The 22,743-nt window shown below is 66.1% G+C and carries 23 protein-coding genes; 18 read left to right on the top strand and 5 right to left on the bottom strand.

Annotated elements, in window-relative coordinates:
- Nucleotide 1: 1 nt before the first annotated feature.
- A complete protein-coding gene (locus QMX85_RS16920) occupies nt 2-1,066 on the bottom strand; it encodes a pilus assembly protein PilM (protein WP_090225665.1) in 1,065 nt (354 codons plus the stop codon).
- Between the two features lie 179 nt (nt 1,067-1,245).
- On the opposite strand from QMX85_RS16920, the gene QMX85_RS16915 reads away from it, so the two are divergent.
- Entirely contained in the window at nt 1,246-3,678 is a 2,433-nt protein-coding gene (locus tag QMX85_RS16915) for a penicillin-binding protein 1A (protein WP_282342778.1), read from the top strand.
- A 60-nt stretch (nt 3,679-3,738) separates the two neighbouring features.
- On the opposite strand, the gene QMX85_RS16910 is transcribed toward QMX85_RS16915, so the two are convergent.
- The 3 genes from QMX85_RS16910 to rpmE all read right to left on the bottom strand — a co-directional run bounded on the left by QMX85_RS16910 (nt 3,739) and on the right by rpmE (nt 6,193).
- A complete protein-coding gene (locus tag QMX85_RS16910) occupies nt 3,739-5,007 on the bottom strand; it encodes a malic enzyme-like NAD(P)-binding protein (RefSeq protein ID WP_282342776.1) in 1,269 nt (422 codons plus the stop codon).
- A 146-nt stretch (nt 5,008-5,153) separates the two neighbouring features.
- Nucleotides 5,154-5,957: a thermonuclease family protein gene (locus QMX85_RS16905; RefSeq protein ID WP_282342774.1), complete on the bottom strand. Its 804-nt coding sequence runs from the start codon at nt 5,955-5,957 to the stop codon at nt 5,154-5,156.
- A gap of 23 nt (nt 5,958-5,980) precedes the next feature.
- Nucleotides 5,981-6,193: a 50S ribosomal protein L31 gene (gene rpmE, locus QMX85_RS16900; protein ID WP_003459015.1), complete on the bottom strand. Its 213-nt coding sequence runs from the start codon at nt 6,191-6,193 to the stop codon at nt 5,981-5,983.
- Nucleotides 6,194-6,405: 212 nt separating this feature from the next.
- Here rpmE and QMX85_RS16895 point away from each other — a divergent pair, with 212 nt between their 5' ends.
- The 6 genes from QMX85_RS16895 (at nt 6,406) to QMX85_RS16870 (ending at nt 13,699) form a co-directional block, all read left to right on the top strand.
- Entirely contained in the window at nt 6,406-8,625 is a 2,220-nt protein-coding gene (locus QMX85_RS16895; protein ID WP_282342713.1) for a primosomal protein N', read from the top strand.
- 125 nt (nt 8,626-8,750) lie between these two features.
- A complete protein-coding gene (argS, locus tag QMX85_RS16890; protein WP_282342711.1) occupies nt 8,751-10,490 on the top strand; it encodes an arginine--tRNA ligase in 1,740 nt (579 codons plus the stop codon).
- Nucleotides 10,491-11,195 carry an SPOR domain-containing protein gene (locus tag QMX85_RS16885; protein ID WP_282342709.1) on the top strand — a complete coding sequence of 235 codons (705 nt, stop codon included), beginning with the start codon at nt 10,491-10,493 and terminating at the stop codon, nt 11,193-11,195.
- Nucleotides 11,196-11,326: 131 nt separating this feature from the next.
- On the top strand, nt 11,327-11,857 hold the full coding sequence (gene hslV, locus QMX85_RS16880) for an ATP-dependent protease subunit HslV (protein WP_090225655.1): 531 nt from the start codon (nt 11,327-11,329) through the stop codon (nt 11,855-11,857).
- 70 nt (nt 11,858-11,927) lie between these two features.
- A complete protein-coding gene (hslU, locus tag QMX85_RS16875) occupies nt 11,928-13,268 on the top strand; it encodes an ATP-dependent protease ATPase subunit HslU (protein ID WP_090225654.1) in 1,341 nt (446 codons plus the stop codon).
- A gap of 59 nt (nt 13,269-13,327) precedes the next feature.
- On the top strand, nt 13,328-13,699 hold the full coding sequence (locus QMX85_RS16870) for a DUF971 domain-containing protein (protein ID WP_282342707.1): 372 nt from the start codon (nt 13,328-13,330) through the stop codon (nt 13,697-13,699).
- A gap of 3 nt (nt 13,700-13,702) precedes the next feature.
- On the opposite strand, the gene QMX85_RS16865 is transcribed toward QMX85_RS16870, so the two are convergent.
- Nucleotides 13,703-13,984, bottom strand: coding sequence for a polyhydroxyalkanoic acid system family protein (locus QMX85_RS16865; RefSeq protein ID WP_282342704.1), 282 nt, complete (start codon nt 13,982-13,984; stop codon nt 13,703-13,705).
- 152 nt (nt 13,985-14,136) lie between these two features.
- Between QMX85_RS16865 and ubiE the strand changes: the two genes are divergently transcribed.
- From ubiE to QMX85_RS16810, 11 genes are all read left to right on the top strand, one after another.
- Nucleotides 14,137-14,907 (top strand): bifunctional demethylmenaquinone methyltransferase/2-methoxy-6-polyprenyl-1,4-benzoquinol methylase UbiE, encoded by a 771-nt coding sequence (ubiE, locus tag QMX85_RS16860; protein ID WP_090225649.1) that lies wholly within the window; start codon nt 14,137-14,139, stop codon nt 14,905-14,907.
- Nucleotides 14,907-15,524 (top strand): SCP2 sterol-binding domain-containing protein, encoded by a 618-nt coding sequence (locus QMX85_RS16855; RefSeq protein WP_090225648.1) that lies wholly within the window; start codon nt 14,907-14,909, stop codon nt 15,522-15,524. Before ubiE ends, QMX85_RS16855 begins: the two co-directional genes overlap by 1 nt.
- The gene (gene ubiB / locus QMX85_RS16850) at nt 15,521-17,131 is read left to right on the top strand and encodes a ubiquinone biosynthesis regulatory protein kinase UbiB (RefSeq protein ID WP_282342702.1); all 1,611 of its coding nucleotides are present in this window, start codon (nt 15,521-15,523) and stop codon (nt 17,129-17,131) included. The genes QMX85_RS16855 and ubiB overlap by 4 nt, the downstream gene beginning before the upstream one ends.
- A 98-nt stretch (nt 17,132-17,229) precedes the next feature.
- Nucleotides 17,230-17,631 (top strand): phosphoribosyl-AMP cyclohydrolase, encoded by a 402-nt coding sequence (gene hisI, locus QMX85_RS16845; protein ID WP_282342701.1) that lies wholly within the window; start codon nt 17,230-17,232, stop codon nt 17,629-17,631.
- A complete protein-coding gene (locus tag QMX85_RS16840; protein ID WP_282342699.1) occupies nt 17,624-17,959 on the top strand; it encodes a phosphoribosyl-ATP diphosphatase in 336 nt (111 codons plus the stop codon). The genes hisI and QMX85_RS16840 overlap by 8 nt, the downstream gene beginning before the upstream one ends.
- A gap of 16 nt (nt 17,960-17,975) precedes the next feature.
- A complete protein-coding gene (locus QMX85_RS16835; RefSeq protein ID WP_090225641.1) occupies nt 17,976-18,218 on the top strand; it encodes a twin-arginine translocase TatA/TatE family subunit in 243 nt (80 codons plus the stop codon).
- A gap of 3 nt (nt 18,219-18,221) precedes the next feature.
- Complete coding sequence (tatB, locus tag QMX85_RS16830; RefSeq protein ID WP_282342696.1) at nt 18,222-18,608, top strand: Sec-independent protein translocase protein TatB; 387 nt, start codon at nt 18,222-18,224, stop codon at nt 18,606-18,608.
- Nucleotides 18,605-19,387 (top strand): twin-arginine translocase subunit TatC, encoded by a 783-nt coding sequence (gene tatC / locus QMX85_RS16825; protein WP_282342694.1) that lies wholly within the window; start codon nt 18,605-18,607, stop codon nt 19,385-19,387. The genes tatB and tatC overlap by 4 nt, the downstream gene beginning before the upstream one ends.
- On the top strand, nt 19,384-20,091 hold the full coding sequence (locus tag QMX85_RS16820) for a 16S rRNA (uracil(1498)-N(3))-methyltransferase (protein ID WP_282342692.1): 708 nt from the start codon (nt 19,384-19,386) through the stop codon (nt 20,089-20,091). The genes tatC and QMX85_RS16820 overlap by 4 nt, the downstream gene beginning before the upstream one ends.
- Before the next feature lie 129 nt (nt 20,092-20,220).
- The gene (locus QMX85_RS16815) at nt 20,221-22,134 is read left to right on the top strand and encodes a methyl-accepting chemotaxis protein (RefSeq protein ID WP_282342690.1); all 1,914 of its coding nucleotides are present in this window, start codon (nt 20,221-20,223) and stop codon (nt 22,132-22,134) included.
- 91 nt (nt 22,135-22,225) lie between these two features.
- On the top strand, nt 22,226-22,702 hold the full coding sequence (locus tag QMX85_RS16810) for a UPF0158 family protein (RefSeq protein WP_282342688.1): 477 nt from the start codon (nt 22,226-22,228) through the stop codon (nt 22,700-22,702).
- Nucleotides 22,703-22,743: the final 41 nt, after the last annotated feature.

The following is a 22,743-nucleotide window of genomic DNA, read 5'->3' as shown; positions in this document are numbered from 1 at the left end:
GTCAGTCGAAACTCCTCATCGCCAGACCGCAGGCAATCATCAACGCCGGCGCATCACTGGCCAGGGCACCCGCGTTGACTTTGCCACTCAGGGCCATATCGGCGAAGGGGTTGGCGACCAGCGTCTGAGTGCCGATTTTCTGCTGGATCAAACGATCCAGATCGGGAATGGAGGCGGTGCCACCGGCCAACATGATGTAGTCGACGTCGTTGAACTGACCCGCGGCGAAGAAGAACTGCAGGGAGCGGGAAACCTGCTGGACCACAGCCTCCTTGAACGGCAGCAACACTTCGCTTTCGTAGTCATCCGGAAGGCCGCCCTGCTTCTTGGCAAGGCCGGCCTCCTCGACCGACAGGCCATAGCGACGCTGGATTTCCTCGGTCAGCTGGCGCCCACCGAAAAGCTGCTCACGGGTATAGATGGTGCGGCCATTGTGCAGCACGCTGAGGGTGGTCATGGTGGCGCCGATGTCTACCACGGCAACGGTCATCTCGTCCCGTTCGCCCCCCAATTGCTCGGCCAGAAGGCCATAGGCACGCTCCAGCGCATAGGCTTCGACGTCCACGACCTTGGCCGTGAGACCGGCCAACGCCAGCGCCGCCTCACGGACCTCGACGTTCTCCTTGCGGCAAGCAGCCAGCAGCACTTCAACCCGCTCGGGATTGCGTACCGAGGTGCCCTGAACTTCGAAATCTATGGCAACTTCTTCCAGCGGATAAGGAATGTACTGATCAGCCTCGATCTTCAGCTGGTTTTCCAACTCGTCATCGTTGAGACCCGACTCCATTTCGATCGTCTTGGTGATGACTGCGGAGCCGGCCACGGCCACTGCAACGGCCTTCACGCCGGTCTTGGCCTTGGCTGTCACACGAGCCAGCGCCTGCCCCACGCCCTCGAGTTCGGCGATGTTCTTTTCCACCACGGCGTTTATCGGGAGCGGCTCGACGGCATAGGCCTCTACTTTGTAGCGGCCACCCGAGCGACTCAGTTCGAGGAGCTTTACCGAGGTCGAGCTGATATCGATCCCCAGCAGCGTATTCGCTTTCTTGGTGAAGAGCCCTAGCACGTCCGATTTCCTATTGGCATCCGCTACTTACGGACTATTTATGTTTTTTCACATTAAATAACAGTCTTGACAGAAGCGCAAATGGCTCCCCGGCAAAAAAACCGCTTATAATGTGAACGGCTTTCCGCTTTCCGCTTCGCCTTCTGCTAACTCATTCTTTTATCTGGAAAACCAAGCATTTGATACGCCTGCTGAAATTCTTCTGGTGGTCTTGCGTAGCCGTTTTCTGTGGCCTTTTGCTTGGTCTCAGTGGCGCCTTTCTTTATCTGAGCCCAACCCTCCCCTCCGTGGACTCACTGCGCAGCATCCAACTGCAGATTCCGCTGCGCGTGTACAGCAGCGACGAGAAGCTGATCGCCGAATTTGGCGAGATGCGGCGTACCCCCATCCAGTTCGCCGACATCCCCAAGGACTTCATCCAGGCACTCTTATCCGCCGAGGATGACAACTTTGCAAACCATTATGGCGTCGACGTCAGCAGCCTGATGCGCGCCGCCTCTCAACTCTTGAAGACCGGCCATATTCAGAGTGGCGGCAGCACCATCACCATGCAGGTGGCGAAGAACTACTTCCTCACCAGCGAGCGCAGCTTCTCGCGCAAGATCACCGAGATCCTGCTCGCGCTGCAGATCGAACGTGAGCTGAGCAAGGACGAAATCCTCGAGCTCTACGTCAACAAGATCTACCTGGGCAATCGCGCCTACGGGATCGAAGCCGCCGCTCAAGTCTATTACGGCAAATCCATCCGAGACTTGAGCCTCGGGCAGATGGCGATGATAGCCGGTCTTCCGAAGGCGCCCTCGCGCTACAACCCACTGATAGATCCGGTGCGCAGCAAGGAGCGGCGCGACTGGATCCTCGGACGCATGTTCCGCCTCGGCAAGATCGACGAGACGCGCTACAAGGCCGCACTGGCCGAACCGATCGATGCCCGTTATCACGTGCAGACGCCCGAGCTGGCCGCGCCCTACATCGCGGAAATGGCCCGCGCGGAGATGGTCGGCCGCTTCGGCAGCGCCGCCTACACCGACGGTTTCCGCGTCACCACGACCGTGCCGAGCAACCTGCAACTGGCGGCCAACAAGGCGGTGCAGGACGGACTGATCAGCTACGACCAGCGCCACGGCTATCGCGGCCCGGAAACCCGCTACCCGAACATGACCCGCGAGGCCTGGCTGCAGGAACTGCGCAAGTACCGCACGCTGGGGAGTCTCGAGCCGGCGGTGGTCAGCCAGGTGGAGAGCAGCGGCATCCTCGTGCTGACCCGCGATGGGAAAGAAGAAGCCGTGGCCTGGGACAGCATGAAATGGGCCCGCCCGTTCATCAACAGCAACAGTATGGGCGCGCGCCCGCAGAAGCCGGCGGACGTGGTGCAGGTGGGCGACCTTGTTCGGGTACAGCGCCAGGAAGACGGCAGCCTGCGTTTCAGCCAGGTGCCGAGCGCACAGAGCGCACTGGTTTCGCTGGACCCGAACAACGGCGCCATCCGCGCCCTGGTCGGTGGCTTCGCCTTCGAGCAGAGCAACTACAATCGCGCGGCCCAGGCCAAACGCCAGCCGGGCTCTAGCTTCAAGCCCTTCATCTATAGCGCGGCGCTGGACGCCGGCTTCACGCCCGCGAGCCTGGTGAACGACGCGCCGATCGTCTTCGTCGACGAGTACCTGGACAAGGTCTGGCGGCCGAAGAACGACACCAATACCTTCCTCGGCCCGATCCGCCTGCGCGAAGCCCTGTACAAGTCGCGTAACCTGGTCTCTATCCGCCTGCTGCAGACCATCGGCATCGACTACGCCCTCAATTACGTCAGTCGCTTCGGCTTCAACAAGCAGGAGCTGCCGCGCAACCTGTCGCTGGCGCTGGGCACGGCCAACCTGACGCCGATGGAAATCGTGACCGGCTGGAGCACCTTCGCCAACGGCGGCTACAAGATCCAGCCCTACCTCATCCAGCGTATCGAGAGCCGCGACGGCGAAGTGCTGTTCACTGCCAACCCGCCGAGCGCGGCATTGGCCACACAGGATGCCGAGCCGCGCACCCAGACCGCCGAGGAAGCCACAGGCGGCAACGGCGCGGACGAAGCGAAAGACCCGCAGGCACCCGCCGTCGCCGAACGCATCGTCGACCCGCGCACCACCTACATCCTCACCAGCATGCTGCAGGACGTGATCAAGCGCGGCACCGGCCGGCGCGCTTTGGCGATGGGTCGCGGCGACATCGCCGGGAAGACCGGCACCACCAACGAATCCAAGGACAGCTGGTTCTCCGGCTACAACGCCGATTATGTGACCAGCGTCTGGGCCGGTTTCGACCAGCCGGAGACCCTCGGCCGCAGCGAATTCGGCGGCACCGTGGCGTTGCCGATCTGGATGAGCTACATGAGCGCCGCGCTCAAAGGTAAGCCGGAGCACGCGCCGGCGGAACCGGACGGGATCATCTCCCTGCGCGTCGACCCTGTCAGCGGACGCGCCGCGCCACCGGGATCGCCCGATGCCTACTTCGAGCTGTTCAAGAGCGAAGACTCGCCGCCGCCGATGAGTGAAATCGAGCCCGGAATGAGCGCGCCGGGCAGCCCGTTGCCAAGCGACGAGGCGGCGCCGATCGACCTGTTCTAGGACGTCCCGACGCAAAAAGAAAACCCCGCCTAGGCGGGGTTTTTCTTTGTTGCAGAAGACTCAGCCGAGGAACACGTCATCGACGCTCTTCAGCGGGTAGTGCTTCGGATAAGGCAGCGTGGCGACACCGGTTTCCACGGCGGCCTTGGCGACCGCCTCGGAAATCACGGTGATCAGGCGCGGGTCCATCGGTTTCGGGATGATGTACTCGCGACCGAAGCTCAGGGCGATGCCGCCGTAGGCGTCGCAGACTTCCTGCGGCACCGGCAGCTTGGCCAGGTCACGCAGGGCCAGCGCGGCGGCGATCTTCATTTCCTCGTTGATGCGCTTGGCGCGCACGTCGAGGGCGCCACGGAAGATGAACGGGAAGCCGAGCACGTTGTTCACCTGGTTCGGGTAGTCCGAGCGGCCGGTCGCCATGATCACATCGTTGCGCGTTGCATGGGCCAGCGCCGGGGCGATTTCCGGGTCAGGGTTGGAGCAGGCGAAGACGATCGGGCTGGCCGCCATGCGCGCCAGGTCTTCCGCCTTGAGCAGGTTGGCGCCGGAAAGACCGACGAACACGTCGGCGCCGTCGAGGGCGTCGGCCAGCGTGCGCTTGCCGGTCTCGTGGGCGAACACCGCCTTGTACTGGTTGAGGTCGTCGCGGCCGGCGTGGATGACGCCCTTGCGGTCGATCATGAAGATGTTCTCGACCTTCGCGCCCATGCTCACCAGCAGCTTCATGCAGGACGTGGCGGCGGCGCCGGCACCCAGGCAGACGATCTTCGCTTCGGGCAGGGTTTTGCCGGCGATTTCCAGGGCGTTGAGCATGCCGGCGGCGGTGACGATGGCGGTGCCGTGCTGGTCATCGTGGAACACCGGGATATCGCACTGCTCGATCAGTGCGCGCTCGATCTCGAAGCACTCGGGCGCCTTGATGTCCTCGAGGTTGATGCCACCGAAGGTGATCGAGATGCGCTTGACGGTGTCGATGAACGCCTGCGGGCTTTCCGCATCGACTTCGATATCGAACACGTCGATGCCGGCGAACCGCTTGAACAGCACGCCCTTGCCTTCCATCACCGGCTTGGAAGCCAGCGGGCCGAGGTTGCCCAGACCGAGAATCGCGGTGCCGTCGGAGATTACCGCGACCAGGTTGCCCTTACCGGTGTACGTGTAGGCCAGCTCGGGATCGCGACCGATCTCGCGGACCGGCTCGGCAACGCCGGGGCTGTACGCCAGGGCCAGGTCGCGGGCTGTCGCGGTGGGCTTGGTCAGCTCGACGCTGAGCTTCCCCGGGCGCGGCAGTGCGTGGTATTCGAGAGCGGCAGTTTTAAGGTCTGACATGTCGGATTTCCGCTTTTTTTGCTAGTGAAAACAGGCTGGCGGCCGAGGATACGCGTGAAGATAGTGCCGAACAAGACTGCCCGGTCAGCCTTGCGGAGCTCTCTAACAAGGGCTTTTCACGCCGCGCGGACGCCAGTGAGTCGCGCTCAGGGCAGCGCCTGGAGCATCGCCGGATGGCTCATTGCCAGCAGCCAGCGCGCCTGCCCGGACCTGAGTGCAGCGCGCCGCGCACGATCCACCACCCAGCCGCGCACCTCGACCTGCCGACCGACCAGCGCCTCCAGCGCTGAGGGGTCGAACTGGGCGATCCATTTCGGCTCGATGCGCAGGACCAGCGGGCCTTCGAGCTCGATCCAGAGCCCGCCGCGGTTGTGCTCGAACCCTCTCACGCGGGCCCGGACCAGCGCGAAACCGGAGGCCTTCAACTGCGCCGGCGTCTGGATCGGCGCCTTGCGCCATAGCCCCAGGCCGGATGCGCGCGCCACACGCTCCGCGGCCTGCTGGCAGACCAGTAGCCGGTCGTTGGGCGCGATGGCGACCTGATACCCCAGCCCCTCGGCGAGCAGGCGCTCCTCGAGATTCAGCCCGCGGCTGTCGAACACGTGCGCCAGGGTGCGCCCGTAGCGATCCTTCGCCTCACGCCCGGGCTGCACGATCACGCGGCCGTCGCTGGCGGCCACCAGCGCCTCCAGGCGCCGGCGCGCCATCTCCGCGAAGGCTTCGGCGGGTTGTCCGTCGCGGCCCAGTTCGGGCGCATTCAGACCGATCAGGCGCACGCTGCGCCCATCAGCGAGGCGCAGCGTGTCGCCATCGACGACGCGACGGACTTCGACGGGGTGCAGCGACTGGGGAGGTGCGGGACAGGCCGCGAGCGACGGCAGAACAGCCGAGACAGAAACGAAAAAGGCGCCCACCAGGGACGCCTTTTTCAACAGCTCCGGAAAACCCATGGGCCTTCCTTGGCAGCTCGCGCTTACTTGGCGCCGAACACGCCGAAACGCTGCTTGAAGCGGTCGATACGGCCGCCGGTGTCGAGCACCTTTTGCTTACCGGTGTAGAACGGGTGGCACTCGGAGCAAACGTCCAGGCTCAGGTTCTTGCCCAGGGTGGAGCGGGTCTTGATGACGTTGCCGCAGCTGCAGGTGGCGTCGATCTCGACATAATTCGGATGGATATCGGCTTTCATGGTGTATTCCTCTGTGTCTGGCGTGCCGCCACCCGACCCGATGTCGAGTACCGCACGGAAACGAGCCGCGGAATATACGCCCGACATCGAAGACCTGCAAGCGGCGAACCTCGCCGTCCGTCAGCGGAAAACACGTGCGAGCATGCGCGGGATCGGCGACTGGAGGTCGCGGACTGCTAAGATCGACGCCGCCCAAATTCAAGGACCCGCGCGTGCCCGAACTCATCCTCCGCCTCGCCCTGCCCTCGCCGCTGCGCCGCCTGTTCGACTACCGCGCACCGCTGGGCGCGACGGCCGCGAGCCTGCAGCCGGGCATGCGCGTGCGCGTGCCGTTCGGTCGGCGCGAGGTGATCGGCATCCTCGTCGAGGCCAGCGAAACCAGCAAGGTTCCGGCGGACAAGCTGCGCCCGGCGCTGCAACTGCTCGACGAGCAGACGCCGATGCCGCCGGCGCTGTTCAGGCTCTGCCTGTGGACCGCGCAGTACTACCAGCACAGCCTGGGCGACACGCTGAGCTGGGCGTTGCCGGTGCTGCTGCGCCAGGGCGAGCCGGCGGAAGCGCGGCAGGAGCGCTTCTGGCATGTGGCCGAAGGCGCCCGCCTCGACGACCCGCGCCTCACCCGCGCCCCGCGCCAGCGCGAGGCATTGCGCACCCTGGCACAGCACGCCCACGGCGTCGCGCATTCCCTGTTGAGCAAGCTCCAGCTGAACCGCGACAGCCTGGAGCTGCTGCTGGAGAAGTGCCTGGTCAGCGTCGAAGTGCGCCGCAGCACACCGATGAAACGCGCCGGCGGCTGGCTGGCGCAGCCGGAACTCCCGCTCAATCCCGAGCAACGCGCCGCCTGCGAAGCGATACGCTCGAGCTTCGGTGGCTTCCAGGCCTTCCTGCTGGCCGGTGTCACCGGCAGCGGCAAGACCGAGGTCTACCTGCAACTGATCCGCCAGGCGCTGGAAGCCGGCAAGCAGGTGCTGGTGCTGATCCCGGAGATCAACCTCGGTCCGCAGACGCTGGCGCGCTTCGAGCAGCGCTTCAACGCGCGGATCGCCCTGCTGCACTCCAACGTCAACGACCGCGAACGCCTGGACGCCTGGCTCGCCGCGCGCGACGGCGAGGCCGACATCGTCATCGGCACGCGCTCGGCGCTGTTCACCCCGCTGAAGCATCCGGGGCTGATCATCGTCGATGAGGAACACGACGCCTCTTATAAACAGCAGGAAGGCCTGCGCTACCACGCGCGCGACCTGGCGCTGGTACGCGCGCGCCAGGACAAGGTGCCGATCGTCCTCGGCTCGGCCACGCCCTCGCTGGAAAGCCTGCACAACGCCCACGCCGGGCGCTACGGCCTGCTGCGCCTGACCCAGCGCGCCGGCGGGGCCAAACCGCCGCGCTTCCTGCGCCTGGACATCAAGAGCCGGCCGCTGGACGCGGGCATCTCCGCACCGCTGCAGCAGGCCATCACGCAGACGCTGGAGGCCGGCCAGCAGGTGCTGGTGTTCCTCAACCGCCGCGGCTTCGCGCCGACCCTGCTCTGCCACGATTGCGGCTGGATCAGCGCCTGCCCGCGCTGCGACGCGCGAATGACCGTGCACCAACGCTCCAACGAACTGCGCTGCCACCACTGCGGGCACAGCGAACGGCGCCCGGCGAACTGCCCGAAATGCGGCCTGGTCGACCTGCGCCCGCTGGGCACCGGGACCGAACGCGCCGAGGAACGCCTGGAAATCCTCTTTCCGCAGTACCCGGTGCTGCGCATCGACCGCGACAGCACCTCGCGCAAGGGCGCGATGGACACCCTGTTCAGCACCATCCAGCGCGGCGAGCCATGCCTGCTGGTCGGCACGCAGATGCTCGCCAAGGGCCACCACTTCCCGCGTGTCACCCTGGTGGCAATCCTCGACGCCGACGGCGGGCTGTTCTCCGCCGACTTCCGCGCCAGCGAGCGCATGGCGCAGCTGATCGTCCAGGTCGCCGGGCGTGCCGGCCGCGCAGAGGAGCCGGGCACGGTGATCATCCAGACCCATCTGGCCGACCATCCGCTGCTGGTGCAGCTCACCGAGCAAGGCTATTTCGCCTTCGCCGAGCAAGCCCTGAGCGAACGCCGCGCCGCCGGCCTGCCGCCGTTCGCCCACCTCGCACTGCTGCGCGGCGAGGCGCACAAACCCGGCCAGGCCGAAGACTTCCTCGACCAGGCCTGCAGCGAGGCCGAGCACCTGCTCGAGGAGTTGCAGCTGAGCGGCATCGAACTGCTCGGCCCGGTGCCGGCACCGATGGAGCGCCGCGCCGGTCGCTACCGCGCGCAGTTGCTGCTGCAAGCGAACGCCCGCGCACCGCTGCACCGGCTGATGAGCGTCTGGCTGCCGCGCCTGGAGCAACTGCCCGGCGGCCGCGCGGTGCGCTGGTCGCTGGACGTGGACCCGATCGATCTGTTCTGACAAAAGGCATATCGCCCGCGCAGCCGAGGCTCGGTGCGCATGGCGCACCCTACGTCCTCGCGCCCGGCTCCTGACTGCCTCTATAATCCGCGGTTTTCGACCCGCCAAGGCCGACCGAGCAGACTATGAAAGACACGATTCGCCAGCTGATCCAGCAAGCCCTGACACGCCTCGTCGCCGACGGCGTGCTGCCCGAGGGCCTTACGCCGACGATCCAGGTGGAGAACAGCAAGGACAAGACCCACGGTGATTTCGCCAGCAACATCGCCATGATGCTGGCCAAGCCGGCGGCGATGAAGCCGCGCGACCTGGCGGAAAAACTGATCGCCGCGCTGCCCGCCGACGAGCAGTTGGCCAAGGTGGAAATCGCCGGGCCGGGCTTCCTCAACTTCTTCCAGAACAGCGACGCCCTGGCCGGGCGCCTGGAAGCGGCGTTGGCCGACGCGCACCTCGGCGTGCGCAAGGGCGGTGCGGCGCAGCGCGTGGTGGTCGACCTGTCGGCGCCCAACCTGGCCAAGGAAATGCACGTCGGCCACCTGCGTTCGACCATCATCGGCGACGGCGTGGCGCGGGTGCTGGAATTCCTCGGCGACGAGGTGATCCGGCAGAACCACGTCGGCGACTGGGGCACCCAGTTCGGCATGCTGCTAGCGTTCATGCAGGAGCAGCCGGTGGGCAGCGACGCCGAGCTCTCCGACCTCGAAGGGTTCTACCGCGCGGCGAAGAAACGCTTCGACGAATCCGCCGAATTCGCCGACCGCGCCCGCGGGCTGGTGGTCCAGCTGCAGGCCGGCGACGCCGAATGCCTGCGCCTGTGGCACCGCTTCAACGACATCTCCCTGAGCCACTGCCAGAAGGTCTATGACCGCCTCGGTGTGAAGCTGAGCATGGCCGACGTCAAGGGCGAGAGCGCCTACAACGACGACCTCGCCCAGGTGGTCGCTGACCTAGACGCCAAGGGCCTGCTCACCGAAAGCGAAGGCGCGCGCTGCGTGTTCCTCGACGAGTTCAAGAACTCCGAGGGCAACCCGCTGCCGCTGATCGTGCAGAAGGCCGGTGGCGGCTACCTCTACGCCACCACCGACCTCGCCGCCACGCGCTACCGCGCCGGCGTGCTGAAGGCAGACCGCGCGCTGTACTTCGTCGACCAGCGCCAGGCGCTGCATTTCCAGATGGTCTTCGCCGTGGCCAGACGCGCCGGGTTCGTGCCGCCGAACATGCAGCTCGAACACATGGGCTTCGGCACCATGAACGGCGCCGACGGCCGTCCGTTCAAGACCCGCGACGGCGGCACGGTGAAGCTGGTCGACCTGCTCGACGAGGCCGAAGAGCGCGCCTATGCGCTGGTCAAGGGCAAGAACCCCGAACTGGACGACGCCGAACTGCGCCGGATCGCCCACGCGGTGGGCATCGGCGCGGTGAAATACGCCGACCTCTCCAAGCACCGCAGCAGCGACTACAGCTTCAACTTCGAGCAGATGCTCAGCTTCGAGGGCAACACCGCGCCCTACCTGCTCTACGCCTACACCCGCGTGGCCAGCGTGTTCCGCAAGCTGGGCAAGGGCTATCACGAGCTGGACGGACGCATCGTCCTGCAGGCCGAGCAGGAACTGGCGCTGGCCGGCAAGCTGGCGCAGTTCGGCGAAGTGCTCGGCAACGTCGCCGAGAAAGGCGTGCCGCACGTACTGTGCAGCTACCTGTACGACCTCGCCGGGCTGTTCTCCAGCTTCTACGAGCATTGCCCGATCCTCGCCGCCGAGGACGAGCAAACCCGCCAGAGCCGTCTGCGCCTTGCCGCGCTGACCGGGCGCACCCTCAAGCAGGGCCTCGAACTGCTGGGCCTGCAGACCCTGGAGCGCATGTAAGTGGCGGCAAAGAAAAAGGCTCCCCCCAAGCGCGGCGCCAGCCGCTACCAGGCCCCCTCGAAGAAACCCATCCCGGGCTGGCTGTGGCTTGCCTGCGGGCTGGCGATCGGTGCCTTCGTGGTGCTGCTGATGAAGCTCGAGCCCGGCGACGACAAGATCAAGCGGGTCAAACCCGAGGTCGCGCAGAAAGCCGCGCAGAAGGCCGCCGCCGAAGTCGCCGGCCCGGTGAAGCCGAAGTACGACTTCTACACGCTGCTGCCCGAATCCGAAGTGATAGTGCCGCCCGACTCGATGCCGGCCACGCCGCCCGCCACGCCGGTGACGCCCGAGCAGGCGGCGAAGATCGATACCGCGCGCGCCGAGGCGGCACTCAATGGCCAGGTGCCTCCGCCGCCCCCGCCGGTCTCCGTGCCCGCGCCGAACACGCCGGCGAACGCGACGACGGTGGCCAAGGCACCGCTGACAACGCAGTACTTCCTGCAGGCCGGCTCGTTCCGCAAGCAGGCCGATGCCGACCGGGTGCGCGCGCAGATCATCCTGCTCGGCCAGGCGGTGCAGGTGGAGTCCGGCACTGTGCGCGAGGAAGTCTGGTACCGCGTGCTGGTCGGCCCGTTCGTCAGCAAGGAACAACTGGCCGGCGCGCAGAAGCAGCTCTCCGCCAGCGGCTTCGGCAACCTGCTGCTGCAACAGCGGCAGGTGCGCTGAGGCCCGAACGCTTCAGGCGCGCCGGTCCGGCGCGCGGGCTGCAATCGCGGGACGGCTTGAAGCCGCGGTTTCGCGCCCCAATATGAATCTCCATTCGGGCGAGAATGCCCCGCTGCGTGGAGATGTTCCCCTTGACCACCATCGTTTCAATTCGCCGCAACGGCAAAGTCGTCATGGGCGGCGACGGCCAGGTTTCCCTCGGCAACACCGTGATGAAAGGCAACGCGAAGAAGGTTCGCCGCCTCTACCACGGTGAGGTGCTGGCCGGCTTCGCCGGCGCCACCGCGGACGCCTTCACCCTCTTCGAACGCTTCGAAAGCCAGCTCGAGCGGCATCAGGGCCACCTGGTGCGCGCGGCCGTCGAACTGGCCAAGGACTGGCGTACCGACCGTTCGCTGAGCCGTCTGGAAGCCATGCTGGCGGTGGCCAACAAGGATGCCTCGCTGATCATCACCGGCAATGGCGACGTCGTCGAACCCGAGGAAGGCCTGATCGCCATGGGTTCGGGCGGCGGCTTCGCCCAGGCCGCGGCCATGGCGCTGCTCCGGCACAGCGAGCTGTCGGCGCGCGAGATCGCCGAAAGCGCATTGAACATTGCCGGTTCGATCTGTGTCTTCACCAATCAGAACCTCACTCTCGAAGAGCTGGATTCGGCGATCTGACGCGTCTCCACCTCCCTCCGCCGCCCGGCCCGCGCGCCGCGCGGCCAACGTCTGCAACGAGCCAACCACTATGTCCATGACGCCCCGCGAGATCGTCCACGAACTCAACCGCCACATCATCGGCCAGGAAGATGCCAAGCGCGCCGTCGCCATCGCCCTGCGCAACCGCTGGCGGCGCATGCAGCTGCCGGCCGAGCTGCGCCCCGAGGTGACACCAAAGAACATCCTGATGATCGGCCCGACCGGCGTCGGCAAGACCGAAATCGCCCGGCGCCTGGCCAAGCTGGCCAACGCCCCGTTCATCAAGGTGGAAGCGACCAAGTTCACCGAGGTCGGCTACGTCGGCCGCGATGTCGAATCGATCATCCGCGACCTCGCCGACGCGGCGATCAAGATGCTCCGCGAGCAGGAAATGGTACGCGTGGCCCACCGCGCCGAAGACGCCGCGGAGGAACGCATCCTCGACGCGCTGCTGCCGCCGGCACGCACCGGCTTCAACGACGACGCGGTGCCGAGCGGCGACTCGAACACCCGCCAACTGTTCCGCAAGCGCCTGCGCGAAGGCCAGCTGGACGACAAGGACATCGAGATCGAAGTGGCGGAAGCCCCGGCCGGCGTCGAAATCATGGCGCCGCCCGGCATGGAGGAAATGACCAGCCAGCTGCAGAACCTCTTCTCCAACATGGGCAAGGGCAAGAAGAAGAGCCGCAAGCTGAAGGTCAGGGAAGCGCTGAAACTGGTCCGCGACGAGGAAGCCGCGCGCCTGGTCAATGAGGAAGAACTCAAGGCCAAGGCGCTGGAAGCCGTGGAGCAGAACGGCATCGTCTTCATCGACGAGATCGACAAGGTCGCCAAGCGCGCCAACGCCGGCGGCGCGGACGTCTCCCGCGAGGGTGTGCAGCGCGACCTGCTGCCGCTGATCGAGGGCAGCACGGTCAACACCAAGTTGGGCATGGTCAAGACCGACCACATCCTGTTCATCGCCTCGGGGGCCTTCCACCTGTCCAAGCCCAGCGACCTGGTGCCCGAACTGCAGGGCCGCCTGCCGATCCGCGTCGAACTCAAGGCGCTGTCGCCGCAAGACTTCGAGCGCATCCTCACCGAGCCGCACGCCTCGCTCACCGAGCAGTACCGCGAGCTGCTGAAGACCGAAGGGCTGCACATCGAATTCGTCGAGGACGGCATCAAGCGCCTCGCCGAGATCGCCTGGCAGGTCAACGAAAAGACCGAGAACATCGGTGCCCGGCGCTTGCACACGCTGCTCGAACGCCTGCTCGAGGAAGTCTCGTTCAGCGCCGGCGACCTGGCCTCGCAGCAGAACGGCGCGCCGATCCGCATCGATGCCGCCTACGTCAACGGCCACCTCGGCGAACTGGCGCAGGACGAAGACCTGTCGCGCTACATTCTCTGAACCTGCCCCGCGGCGAGGGCCGATCCTTCGGCGCGGGTGAATCCGCTGGAGTTCCACCGATGCGCGTCCCCACCGCGATCAAACTGCGCAAGGCGTCGAAGACCCTGGACCTGGAATACGGCGCCGAGCGTTACAGCCTGCCCGCAGAATTCCTGCGCGTGCATTCGCCTTCGGCCGAAGTGCAGGGTCACGGCACGCCGATCCTGCAGTACGGCAAGATCGACGTCGGCTTGAGCAAGGTGGAGGCGGCGGGCAACTACGCGTTGAAGCTGACCTTCGACGACGGCCACGACAGCGGCCTGTTCAGCTGGGACTACCTGTACCAGTTGGCTACGCACCAGGAACAACTCTGGGCCGAGTACCTGGAGCAACTCTCCGCCGCCGGGCGCTCGCGCGACCCCAGCGAATCGGTGGTCAGACTGATGCTCTAAGGCTCACGCCTGGCCCAGTGCCTTCTCCAGGCTGCGCTCGATCTTCGCCTGGATCGGCGCCTTCATCGCGGCGAGCATCAGGCCCAGCTTCAACTCGACGCACACCTTGTTCTCTTGCACCTGAATGCGCCCATTGGCCGCCGAGTGACTCAGCTCGAGATCGTCGCCGGCCCATTGCGAGCTGACGCCGAAATCGCTGGCGAGCCGGGCGGCGATCGCCTCGGCCTTGCCGCGGGCGGCTTCCAGGCCGAGGGAATGTTCACGTTCGATGCGGATGGAGGACATGCAGGCTCCTTGCTGCGGCAGTTGGACGCGACACTATATCAAGCGCGACCAGCCACGCCCCACGGCGGCGCACGCAGCGCACAGCGCGTGGCGCCTGGCGTCGGCTTTTCGGTTTAGAATGGCCGCCACTTTTATCCACCGGTGCCTGCGACATGAACGATCCGCTTAACCGCCAAGACGCCGAGCCCACCACCCACTTCGGCTACAAGAGCGTGCCGGAGAGCCAGAAGGCGCAGAAAGTCGCCGAGGTGTTCCATTCGGTGGCGGCCAAGTACGACCTGATGAACGACCTGATGTCCGGCGGCGTTCATCGCCTGTGGAAGCGCTTCACCATCGAGCTCTCCGGTGTACGCACCGGCAACCGGGTGCTCGACATCGCCGGCGGCACCGGCGACCTGACCCGGCAGTTCTCGCGCCTGGTCGGCCCGACCGGCGAAGTGGTGCTGGCCGACATCAACGCCTCGATGCTCGCCGTCGGCCGCGATCGACTGATGGACAAGGGCGTCTCCGGCAACGTCAAGTTCGTCCAGGCCGACGCGGAAAAGCTGCCCTTCCCGGACAATCACTTCGACGTGGTGACCATCGCCTTCGGTTTGCGCAACGTCACCCACAAGGAAGACGCCCTGCGCTCGATGCTGCGCGTGCTCAAGCCGGGGGGCCGGCTGCTGGTGCTGGAGTTCTCCAAACCGTCCAGCGCGCTGCTGTCCAAGGCCTACGACGTCTACTCGTTCAGCCTGCTGCCGATGATGGGCAAGCTGATCACCAACGATGCCGACAGCTACCGCTACCTTGCCGAGTCGATCCGCATGCACCCGGATCAGGAAACCCTCAAGGGCATGATGGCCGATGCCGGCTTCGCCGCGGTCACCTTCCACAACATGACCGGCGGCATCGTCGCCCTGCATCGGGGAATCAAGCCCTGATGATCACCCAGGCCCTGCTCGCCGCCGCCGAAAGCGGCATCAACCGTATCCTCGCGCTGGACAGCAGTGCACAGGCGCGCCTCGCCGGGCTGTCCGGCAAGGTGATCGAGGTCGACTGCGCCTCGCCCGCCGTGCGCCTGTTCATCCTGCCTCACGCGGACGGCCTGCGCCTGGCCCGGCAATGGGCGGCACCAGCGGATTGCGTGCTGCGCGCCCCTGCCGGCACCCTGCTGCGCCTGGCCACCAGCCGGCAGAAGACCGCCGTGCTGCATCGCCCGGACGTGCAGATCGACGGCGACAGCGGCGTGCTGATGGAACTGTCCGCGGTACTCCAGGACCTCGAACTGGACTGGGAGTACGAGCTGTCGCGCTGGATCGGACCGGTGGCCAGCCATGTCCTCGGCAGCCGCCTGCGGGGCGCGTCGAACTGGGCCGAGCAGAGCCTCGACAGCCTGCGTCTCGACCTCAAGGACTACCTGGCCGAGGAAACCGCCAGCCTGGTCGGTGCCCGCGAAGCCGAAGCACGTTTCGCCGAACTCGATGCGCTGAAACTGGCCCTCGACCGTCTTGAGGCGCGTGTCGAGCGTCTCGTCCAAGGACCCAAGCCCCAAGCATGAAGCTGTTCGCCGCGCTAAGCCGCCTGCTCCGCATCCTCTTCGTGGTGATCCGCTATCGCCTCGACGACCTGGTCCTCGAACTGCCGCTGCCCTGGTACCTGCGCGTCTGCGGCTACCTGCTGCCCTGGCGCTGGCTGCCGCGGCGCACCTCGCCGCACAGCCGCGGGCAGCGCCTGCGCCTGGCGCTGGAAGGCCTCGGCCCGGTGTTCATCAAGTTCGGCCAGATTCTCTCCACGCGCCGCGACCTGCTGCCCGAAGATATCGCCGACGAGCTGAGCTTCCTGCAGGACAAGGTGCCGCCGTTCCCGCCGGAACAGGCCGTGGCCCTGATCGAGTCGCAGCTCGGCGCGCCGATCGCCCGGCTGTTCGCCCGCTTCGAGCAGCAACCGCTGGCCTCGGCCTCGGTAGCCCAGGTGCATACCGCGCGCCTGCACAGCGGCGAGGAAGTGGTGGTCAAGGTGGTGCGTCCGGGGCTCAAGCCGGTGATCGCCCAGGACATCGCCTGGCTGTTCCTGATCGCCCGGCTCGCGGAGCGGCTGTCCAGCGAGGCGCGCCGCCTGCACCCGGTGGAAGTGGTCAGCGACTACGAGCGGGTCATCTACGACGAACTCGACCTGCTTCGCGAGGCGGCCAACTCCAGCCAGTTGAAGCGCAACTTCGCCGGCTCGCCGCTGCTCTACGTGCCGCAGGTGCACTGGGACTACTGCCGGCCGAAAGTGCTGGTGATGGAGCGCATCTACGGCGTTCCGGTCACCGACCTGGCGACCCTCGCCAGCCAGCGCACCGACATGAAGCTGCTCGCCGAGCGCGGCGTGGAGATCTTCTTCACCCAGGTGTTCCGCGACAGCTTCTTCCACGCCGACATGCACCCCGGCAACATTTTCGTCAGCACCCAGCAACCGTGGAACCCGCAATACATCGCGGTGGACTGCGGCATCGTCGGCAGCCTCACGCCGGAAGATCAGGATTACCTGGCACGCAACCTGGTGGCGTTCTTCAAGCGCGACTACCGCAAGGTGGCGCAGCTGCACATCGACTCCGGCTGGATTCCCAAGGACACCAAGGTCAACGAATTCGAGGCGGCGATCCGTACCGTCTGCGAGCCGATCTTCGAGAAGCCGCTGCGCGACATTTCCTTCGGCCAGTTGCTGCTGCGCCTGTTCCAGACCGCACGGCGCTTCAACATGGAAATCCAGCCGCAGCTGGTGCTGCTGCAGAAGACCCTGCTGAACATCGAAGGCCTCGGACGCCAGCTCTACCCGGACCTCGACCTGTGGACCACCGCGCAACCCTTCCTCGAACGCTGGATGAAGGAGCGGATGAGCCCGAAAACCCTGCTGCGCAACCTGCAGACACAACTCGAACAGGTGCCGCACCTGGCCAACATGACCCGTGACCTGCTCGAACGGATGTCGCAACCGCATGCCGAAGACCCTCCGCCGCCCTGGCGCGAACGTCGCGACGGCGGCATCTTGCGCCTGCTCGGTGCAGCCCTGCTCGGCGGTGGTGCGGTACTCGCCGCGAACGCCGGATCGCTGAACGCGATCGAGGCCTGGCCGATGTGGATCATGGCCGCTGCGGGTCTTTACCTGGTCGTGCGCCGATAGCCAGCCGCGTCATCGGCTGGCACACTAGGTCCCCTCCATAGACACTGGCAGTACGGCGCGAGCCCTGCGAACAGGGCGCGCCGGCGCGGAAAGACACCATGAAAGACTGGCTTGACGAGATCAACTGGAACGCCGACGGCCTGGTCGCCGCCATCGCCCAGGACCACCGTACGGGCCGGGTGCTGATGATGGCCTGGATGAACCGTGAGGCGCTGAGCCTGACCGTCGCGGAAAACCGGGCAATCTACTGGTCGCGCTCGCGCAACAAGCTCTGGCGCAAGGGCGAGGACTCCGGTCACGTACAGAAGCTCCACGAACTGCGCCTGGACTGCGACGCCGACGTGATCATCCTGATGGTCGAGCAGGTCGGCGGCATCGCCTGCCACACCGGGCGCGAAAGCTGCTTCTACCGGCTTTACCAGGAGGGCGACTGGAAGACCGTCGAGGCGCCGCTGAAAGACCCGAAAGCCATCTATGCGGCGGGCCATCACCATGACTGACACGCTCGACCGCCTGGCCGAAGTGCTCGAGGCGCGCAAGGGCGCGTCGGCCGACAGTTCCTACGTAGCCAGCCTGTACCACAAGGGTCTGAACAAGATCCTGGAAAAACTCGGCGAGGAATCGGTGGAAACCATCCTCGCCGCCAAGGACGCCGCCAATAGCGGCGACTGCAGCGACCTGATCTACGAAACCGCCGACCTATGGTTCCACAGCCTAGTCATGCTCGCCGCCCTCGGCCAGCATCCGCAGGCCGTGCTGGACGAACTGGACCGGCGCTTCGGCCTCTCCGGGCATGCCGAAAAGGCCGCCCGCTCCGACTCCCACTAATCACACGAGGTTCTCCATGGGCATTTTCGACTGGAAACACTGGATCGTCATTCTCATCGTCGTAGTACTGGTTTTCGGCACCAAGAAGCTCAAGGGCCTGGGCGCGGATGTCGGCGAATCGATCAAGGGCTTCCGCAAGGCGATGAACGACGACGAGCGCCCGACCGAAGAGCCGAAGGCCTCGACCACGCCGCTCGAGCAGCCGCACACCATCGACGCCCAGGCGCACAAGGTCGAAGAGCCGGCGCGCAAGGATTAATCCATGTTCGGTATCAGCTTCGGCGAACTGCTGCTGATCGCCCTGGTGGCGTTGCTGGTTCTCGGACCGGAGCGCCTGCCGGGCGCGGCGCGTACCGCCGGCCTTTGGGTGGGCCGGCTCAAGCGCAGCTTCAATGCGATCAAGCAGGAAGTGGAGCGCGAAATCGGCGCCGACGAGATTCGCCGGCAGCTGCACAACGAGAACATCCTGTCGCTGGAGCGCGAGATGAAGCGCAGCATCCAGCCGCCGACGAACACCACGCCGGAGCAGCCCGCCGCCGCTTCGCCGGAGACCGTGGAGGCCGCGCTGCATCCCGAGCCGAAGAGCGATGCCCTATCGCCGCCAGCAGTCGACACCCCCGTCACGCCAGAGCCGCCGCGCAACCCATGAGCGAGATACCGGAACAGGACCAGGAAATGCCCCTGGTTTCGCACCTCACCGAGCTACGCACGCGCCTGCTGCGCTGCGTGGCCGCGGTCTTCCTGATTTTCATCAGCCTGCTGTACTTCTCCAAGCAGATCTACGCCTACGCCTCGGAACCGCTGCGGCGCTTTCTCCCCGAAGGCGCGACGATGATCTCCATCGATCCGGCCTCGGCGTTCCTCGCGCCATTGAAGCTGACCATGATCGTCTCGGTGCTGCTGGCGATGCCCATCATCCTCGGACAGATCTGGGGCTTCATCGCGCCGGGCCTGTACAAGCACGAGAAGCGCATCGCCGTGCCGATGCTGGCGTCGAGCATCGTGCTGTTCTACGCCGGCATGGCCTTCGCGTATTACCTGGTGTTCCCGCTGATGTTCCATTTCTTCATCAGCCAGGCGCCGGAAGGCGTCACCACGATGACCGACGTGAACAGCTATCTGGATTTCCTGACCCTGCTGTTCGCCTTCGGCCTGACCTTCGAGATTCCGGTCGCGGTGGTCCTGCTGACGCTGATCGGCGTCGTCGACGTCGCCTACCTGAAGAAGATCCGCCCTTACGTGATCATCGGCTGCTTCGTGGTCGGGATGATCCTCACCCCGCCGGACCCCATGTCGCAGACCCTGCTGGCCGTGCCGATGTGGATGCTCTTCGAGGTCGGCCTGCTGTTCTCGCGCTTCGTGCGCAAGAGCCGCGACGAGCGCGAAGAAGCCGAAAGCACCGACCAGCCGCCCGCACCACTGCCGTGAACCTGCTGTTGCTGGAAGACGCCGACTTCGTCGCGGCGGACCGGGCCATCCTGCGCGATCGCCGCCTCACCCATCTGCATGACGTGCACCGCGCCGAGGCCGGCGACAGCCTGCGCGTCGGCCGCCTGGGCGGAGCGATGGGCACGGCGCGCCTGCTGCGGCTGCAAGCCGACGAAGCGGAACTGCAGGTCGATCTCGACCAGGCACCTCCGGCCAAGCTGCCGCTGACCCTGCTGCTCGCCCTGCCGCGCCCGAAGATGCTTCGCCGCGTGCTGCAGACAGTCGCCGCCATGGGCGTTCCGCGGCTGGTCCTGCTGAACAGCTACCGGGTGGAAAAGAGCTTCTGGCAGACGCCCTTCCTCGAGCCTGCCGCGATCCGCGAACAGCTGATTCTCGGTCTGGAACAGGCGCGCGACACGGTGCTGCCGGATGTGAGTATCGAGAAGCGCTTCAAGCCCTTCGTAGAGGATCGACTGGCATCGGTCGCTGCCGACAGCCTCGGTCTGATCGCCCACCCGGGCGACTACCCTGCCTGCCCGCGCGGCATCGACGCTCCGGTGACGCTGGCGATCGGCCCGGAAGGTGGCTGGATTCCCTATGAAGTCGAGAAGATGATCGCGGCGGGACTGGCGCCCGTGCAGCTCGGCGATCGCATCCTGCGGGTCGAAACCGCCGTCACCGCCCTCCTCGCACGCCTGTACTGAACCCGCGCCCTGCGGATTTTCACGGTTCGCTTCTAAAATTGTCCTACACCTTTATAGAGTCGCGACCTGCGGCCGATAAGCGCAGCATCCCGCCCCCAGGGAATGGCCTTCTTGTCGTGGAGACACGCGATGGACTGGTTCGACAACCTTAGCGTCAAACTCAAACTCGCCCTGGGCTTCGGCCTGGTGCTGCTGCTTACCCTGCTGATCACCCTAACCGGCTGGTTCAGCCTGGGACAGACCATCGAGCGAGGAGACAAACTGGGCGCGGCCGCGCGCTTCGGCGAAATGACCAAGGACCTGAACGTCTCCCGCCTGCAGTATCTGATCAAGCAAGAGCCCGCCACAGCCGAACGGCTGCGTGGCCGCCTCAAGGACATCGACAAGATCTCCGACGACCTGGGCGCGACCCTCGACCCCGACGACATGGAACTGGTTGGCGAGCAGGACGCCACCAATGACGCCTACCAGAAAGCCATCGAGCTGCTTGGCCAGGCCTACCAGACCCGCGAGGCTGCCCGCGCCAGCCTTGGCAGCAATGCCGATCACGCCGTGCAACTGATCACCGCCCTGGAGCAGCGCGTGCTCGGTGACAGCGCGCTCGACGATGCTACCCGGCTCGCCGAGTTCCGCCTCGTCGCCCAACTGCGCCTCGCTGTGCAGCAGGCGCGCTACCAGGTGCGCGGCTACACCTACAGCAACGATCCGAGCGTGCAACAGACCGCGCTCGACGCCGTCGACGCCGCCATCGGCAGCATCACCCAACTGGGCCAGCAGACCGGCGCGGCGGATGCCAGCCTGGGCGAAATCGCCACCGCCCTGCAGGCTTACCGTAATGCTGTCGTACAGTTCCGGACCGCCAGCGATGCGGCTGCCGCTCAGTTCGCCGCCATGCAGAGCGAGGGTGAGCGCTTCCTGCAGATCGCCCAGCAGCTCTACCAGATCCAGAACGAGAAGCGCACCAGCGAAACCGGGCGTACCCGCGGGCTGCTCGCGATCAGCGCCGCGCTGGCGCTGCTGATCGGCGTGTTCGCCGCGGCGTTGATCACCCGGCAGATCACCCGCCCCCTCAACCTCACCCTGGTCGCGGCGGAACGTATCGCGTCCGGCGACCTAGGCCAGGACATTCAGGTGCGGCGCAAGGACGAACTGGGCCAGTTACAGAAGAGCATGCAGCGCATGACCCTCAACCTGCGCGAGCTGATCGGGCATATCCGCGACGGCGTCACCCAGATCGCCAGCGCCGCCGAACAGCTGTCCGCGGTCACCGAGCAGACTAGCGCCGGGGTGAACAGCCAGAAGAGCGAGACCGACCAGGTCGCCACCGCGATGAACGAGATGGCCGCCACTGTGCAGGAAGTCGCACGCAACGCCGAGGAAGCCTCGCTCGCCGCCAGCACTGCCGATCGCCAGGCTCGTGAGGGCGAAACCGCGGTGAACGACGCGGTGGGGCAGATGGATCGCCTGGCCGCCGAAGTGAGCCGCTCCAACGACGCGGTCGGCCTGCTCAAGCAGGAAAGCGAGCGCATCGGCAGCGTGCTCGACGTAATCAAGTCAGTCGCCGAGCAGACCAACCTGCTGGCGCTCAACGCCGCCATCGAGGCCGCCCGTGCCGGGGACGCCGGACGCGGTTTCGCCGTGGTCGCCGACGAAGTACGCGGCCTGGCGCAACGCACGCAGAAATCCACCGAGGAGATCGAGGAGCTGATCGCGGGCCTGCAGAGCGGCACTCAGCGCGCCGCCAGCCTGATGGACAGCAGCCGGGCACTGACCGAAAGCACGGTCGAGCTGACCCGCAGCGCCGGCAGCCGTCTCGGCGACATCGCCCGGGCGGTGTCGACCATCCAGGCGATGAACCAGCAGATTGCCGCCGCGGCCGAACAGCAGGGGGTGGTCGCCGAGGAGATCAACCGCAGCGTCATCAACGTGCGCGACATCTCCGAGCAGACCGCCTCGTCCAGTGAGGAGACCGCGGCCTCGAGCGTCGAGCTGGCCCGCCTGGGCGCCGAACTGCAACAGCGCGTGGCGCGCTTCCGAACCTGATCGCCCCGTCGTCGGCGCCCGCGCGAAGGGCGCCGCACGGGTCGCCGTAGCTATGGTCTACTGCGGGTGGAAACCCCAGGAGGCCGACGATATGCGCGTATTGACCATCGACATGCACCGCCTGGAACGCGCACTGGACGATCCGGGCCCCCTCGAGCACTACCTCGATCTGCACAGCGGCCAGCTGATCTCGCTGGATGCCGACGACCCAGACACGCAAACCCTCTATCAGCTGGAAAGCGATCCCGAGCGCTATGCCGGCATCCCGCCGCTGGACACCGCCGACCGCATCGACATGCGCGAGGCATTCCTCTTCGACCTGCACGACCCGCACGCCCATCCGCTGCTGGCGGCGGCCCTGCAGAGCCGGCGACCGCTGCGCACCTTCGGCTACGAGCTGGAGCAGTTTCCCGCTGCACGCCAAGCCTGGCCGATCTATGAAAAGGCCCGGCTGCACGAGCTGGCGCTGAACTGGCTGATGGAACTGGGACTGGAGCCGGCCGCAGCGGACACGGCGGCGGATTCGTCCATGCCCGAAGGCATCCGCCGGCGTCTGCTGAGGGCCTGAAACCGTCGAGGAACCGGGCGGCGATGCGATCACGCATCGCC

The sequence above is a fragment of the Pseudomonas sp. PS02288 genome (assembly GCF_029959715.1).
GTDB classification, from domain to species: domain Bacteria; phylum Pseudomonadota; class Gammaproteobacteria; order Pseudomonadales; family Pseudomonadaceae; genus Pseudomonas_O; species Pseudomonas_O kuykendallii.
Note: the sequence above shows the minus strand (reverse complement) of the source record. Positions and strands in the feature narration are given on the sequence as shown.